Origin of the sequence: Methylacidimicrobium cyclopophantes (assembly GCF_902143385.2) — a bacterium.
In the GTDB taxonomy this organism is placed as follows: domain Bacteria; phylum Verrucomicrobiota; class Verrucomicrobiia; order Methylacidiphilales; family Methylacidiphilaceae; genus Methylacidimicrobium; species Methylacidimicrobium cyclopophantes.
Genome location: NZ_CABFUZ020000238.1, coordinates 1 through 3892, shown reverse-complemented (window position 1 = coordinate 3892; position 3892 = coordinate 1). Strand labels below are relative to the sequence as shown.

General features: G+C 65.5%; 2 protein-coding genes and 1 pseudogene. 1 reads left to right on the top strand and 2 read right to left on the bottom strand.

Annotated features, from left to right (window positions below):
• A partial coding sequence (locus FN369_RS09610; RefSeq protein ID WP_246189653.1) for a molybdopterin cofactor-binding domain-containing protein occupies positions 1-1842 on the bottom strand: 1842 nt, incomplete at its 3' end.
• Positions 1839-3242, bottom strand: coding sequence for an FAD binding domain-containing protein (locus FN369_RS09605; RefSeq protein ID WP_246189652.1), 1404 nt, complete (start codon positions 3240-3242; stop codon positions 1839-1841). The genes FN369_RS09605 and FN369_RS09610, both read right to left, overlap by 4 nt.
• Before the next feature lie 390 nt (positions 3243-3632).
• On the opposite strand from FN369_RS09605, the pseudogene FN369_RS09600 reads away from it, so the two are divergent.
• A pseudogene (locus tag FN369_RS09600) lies at positions 3633-3892 on the top strand (class I SAM-dependent methyltransferase); the annotation flags it as partial.

The window sequence follows — 3892 nt, the reverse complement described above, 5'->3', positions numbered from 1 at the left end:
TTCGGAGACGGCCGCTCCGAAGGCAAAGTAGCGGAAAGGGCTCCCCCGGCCCCTCCCCCAATCGAAAGAGAGCCCCGGAGTGCTAGCGGATCCGTACGCGAAGAGGGGAATGCGCCTCCGGTAGCTCTCCTCGACGATCCGGGCGATCGGAAGGGCTCGTTCCGCTCGGTCCCTCACCCAAGCTCGTCCTTGGCCGAACGAGAGGCTCCCGGAGGGCGCTTCCAGCAGATCCGAGGCGACCGGCAGGAGGCGTCTGCGGAGCGTCCGGCATGCATCGGCCACGGCGGCCCCGTTGAGGTCGCAACCGCTGGAAGCGGCGGTGGGAGAGCTATTGGGGATCTTGTCGGTGCGCGCAGGCATGACCCGCACCGCTTGCCACGGAAGGCCGAGGAGGGATGCGGCGATTTGGCGGATTTTGGTCTGGAGTCCCTGACCCATCTCCGTGCCGCCGTGGTTTACCTGGGCGCTCCCGTCCCGGTAGAGGAGGACCAACGCACCCGCTTGGTTGAGGAATCGTTGGGTGAAGGCGATCCCATACTTGGCTCCCATCAGCGCTATGCCACGCTTGCGATCGGGCTGGAGCCGATTGGCTTTCTCGATCTCGATCGCCCGCTCCCGAAACCGGCTCTCCGCCTGGAGGGTTTCCCAGATCCGAAGGATCCGCTCCGCCCCTTCTACTTTCTGGCCATAGTGCGTTCGCTGCCCGGGACGGTAAAAATTGCGCTCCCGAACCTGGGGCCCGGGAAGATCGAGGGTCTGGGCGATCCGGGTCATCACCTCCTCGATCAGCGCGACCGCTTGCGGGGCGCCGAAGCCGCGGAAGGCCGTTTGCGAGGTCTTGTGGGTTCGGCAGACGTAGCCGATCGCCTCGAAGGCGGGGATCCAATAGAGATTGTCGATGTGGAGCAGCGCGCGCCGGAGGACCGCTTCCGAGAGGTCGAGACTCCAGCCGCCGTCGGCGAAGAGTTCCAGCAAAATGCAGTGGAGTCGCCCGTCGAGATCGAATCCAGCGCGGAAGCGGCCCAAAAACGGGTGGCGCTTCCCAGTGAGGGCCATATCCAACCAACGTGGGAGCCGAACCCGGACGGGACGCCCGGTCCGCCAGCACCCCAAGGCGGCGATCGCGGCATAGGGAGCGGCCTGGACCTCCTTTCCTCCGAAGCCACCCCCCATCCGCGGACATTCGACGGTCACCCGATGGAGCGGAAGGCCGAGAACCCGCGCGACGACTTCCTGGGTTTGCGCCGGGTGCTGGGTGGCGCTGAGGACGGCCAGATCCCCGGAGGGCTCCCGCCAAGCCAGCGCCGCTTGCGTTTCCAGGGCGAAATGCTCCTGGCCTCCGAGCAAGAGGCTCCCCTCGAGTCGCTTGGGACTCCGTTCAAAGGCCCGCTGCGCCTCCCCCCGGCCGAGTCGGACCGGACCACAATGAAAGCTGGCGGCCGCCCGGGCCTCGTCCAGAGTGAGGAGCGCCGGAAGCGGCTTGTAGTGGACGGCGACCGCTTCCGCCCCTCGGCGGGCCGCAGCGGCGCTCTCCGCCAGGACCCAGGCAACGGGCTGACGGTGGTAGCAGACCTCTTCCGGGAAAAGCGGCTCTTTGCCCGCCGGGTCTCCGACGTCGTTCGCCCCCGGGAGATCCGCCGCCGTCAGCACCGCTTCCACCTCGGGAGAAGCCAACGCCGGGGAGGGGTCGATCCGACGAACTCGCGCGTGGGGAAACGGGCTGACAACCGGCCAGGCGTGTAGGAGATTCGGGAAGCGGCCGAGACAATCGTCGGTGAAGACGGCCCTCCCCGTGACATGCTCTTCGGCGCTCTCGTCCGGGATGGGGTTTCCGACCATCATGAAGCCGCCTCCATTTCCTCCCGCAGACATTTTTCGAGGAGCCTCCGGACGAGTGCGAGCCGATAGGCCGCACTCCCGCGAAGATCGCTGATCGGGGCGAGGTCGCTTCGAAGGAGCTCTCCGGCTCGACGGAGGCTCTCGGAGTTCCAAGGCGCTCCCGCCATCGCGCTCTCCGCCGCAAAGAGGCGGATCGGCCGGTCGGACACTCCCCCCAACGCCAATCGGAGGCTTTCGACTCGTCCGGAAGCATCGAGCCGCAGACCCATTCCGAGCGAGACCGTCGCGATATCGTTGCTCGGCCGCTTGGCGATTTTGAAGAAGCGGAGCTGGTATGGAAAGGGCTTCGGGATGCGGACCGAGGCGATCAGTTCGCCGGGGGCGAGAGCCGTTCTCCGATTTCCGGAAAAGAACCCGGAGAGCGCTACTTCGCGGCTCCCCTCCGCCGAGAGGAGACGCAGGCGGGCATCCAAAGCGAGCAAAAGCGGTGCCGCATCACCCACCGGAGAGGCGGTCGCCAAATTGCCACCCAGGGTGGCTCGATTGCGGACCAGTGGAGAACCAAACAGCACAAACCATCGCGCAAGGGCGGAAGGAAGCGGCGCATGGGCTGCCATCCGTTCCTCAATCTCCTGAAGCGAGAGGCCGGCTCCGATCTCCAGCCACTCCTCTCCGTCCGAAAATCGGCGTATCTCCTCGATCCCCTCGAGGCTGATCCAAACAGGAGGCCTCCTCCCGCGCAGGTTGCTGTCCACGGCGAGATCGGTCGAGCCGGATACCCATCGCGCCTCTGGATACCGCCGGATCAGCTCCCAACATCCCTCCAGAGACGTGGGCCGAAAGAAGCGGCCTCGCCCCTCCTCCGGAGAGAGAGGACGAAGGGGAGGCGGCGGCCTCTGCAGCCGCAGAGCGAGTGGCTCGTTTGGCCGAAGCGCTTCCAACCGAGAGGCCGCTTTCCGAATCGGCCGGTAGCCGCCGCATCGGCAGAGGTTGCCGAAAAGCGCATCGGGGCGAAGCGGCCGGTTCCCAAGCCGACTCTGCTCCGCCGTGAGAGAGATGACGAACCCGGGCATGCAGTAACCGCACTGGCACGCTCCCGCTTCCACCAGGCAGCTCTGGGCCAGGGAAAGGCGGCCCGGCCGACCCAGGGCTTCCACAGTGTAGATCTCTCGATCGGCGGCGGCCGGAAGAGGGATCAGGCAACTATTGAGAGCCCGTAAACAAGAGCGGCCGCTCTCTCCCTCTTCCACGGAGAGGACGGCGCAGGAGCCACACTCCCCCTGGGCACAGCCCTCCTTAGCCCCGCTCAACCCGAGGGAGCGCAGGTAATCGAGCAGGGTCGTCTCCGGCTCGGCCGTTACGATTGTCCGCTCCATGCCATTGATGCGCAAGGAAAAGGCCATGCGCGACATCCTCCCGTCGGGCTCGTTCCTTCTTCGGCCGCTTCCCACTCGGGGAACGCTACCCGAAGTTAGCCTCGGGAAGTGCGTTGCGCCAGCCGCGCTTGCATTCGAAGCTACCGGGAGAGCTCACCTTCTCTTTGGCTCGGGAACCACGGGGCGGAATGGGCGTCGTCGGCCGGGAACAAGCGGGTCGGATGCCCGGGGAGCCGGTCGGTTTCTCGCGCCCATCGGCAGGCTCTTCGAGAAAGCGCTCGCAGCCGTGGCGAAAAAACGCTCTCGACAGGAGCAAGGAGAGACGCAATCCTTGTCATCACATGGCGGGCGTCTTTCTTTCCCACTCCGAGCCGGAAGGCGTACGCTCCCCCGAAATCTCCGCATAGAAGCTCCTCTATGGCCCCCCTCTCCAGCAACTTTCGAAGAGCGATCTTTCGATGCGCCGCCATCCTTCTTTTGGGGACCGCTCCAACCGCTTTCGGCCAATCCTCGGAGGCTTCGACCGAGCAAAAGGCGATGCATGGCTTCCACCATAGCTTTCACGACGTGGCGAAGTACTCGAAGCTCTTCGAATCAAAGGAGCGGGACAAGTGGCAGAAGCCGGAAGAGGTCGTAAAAGCCCTCGAGCTCAAAGCCGGATCGGCGGTCGCCGATCT

Coding starts and splice junctions, on each gene's coding strand:
- FN369_RS09605 (WP_246189652.1), bottom strand. CDS start 3,242: ATGGCCTTTTCCTTGCGCATCAATGGCATGGAGCGGACAATCGTAACG.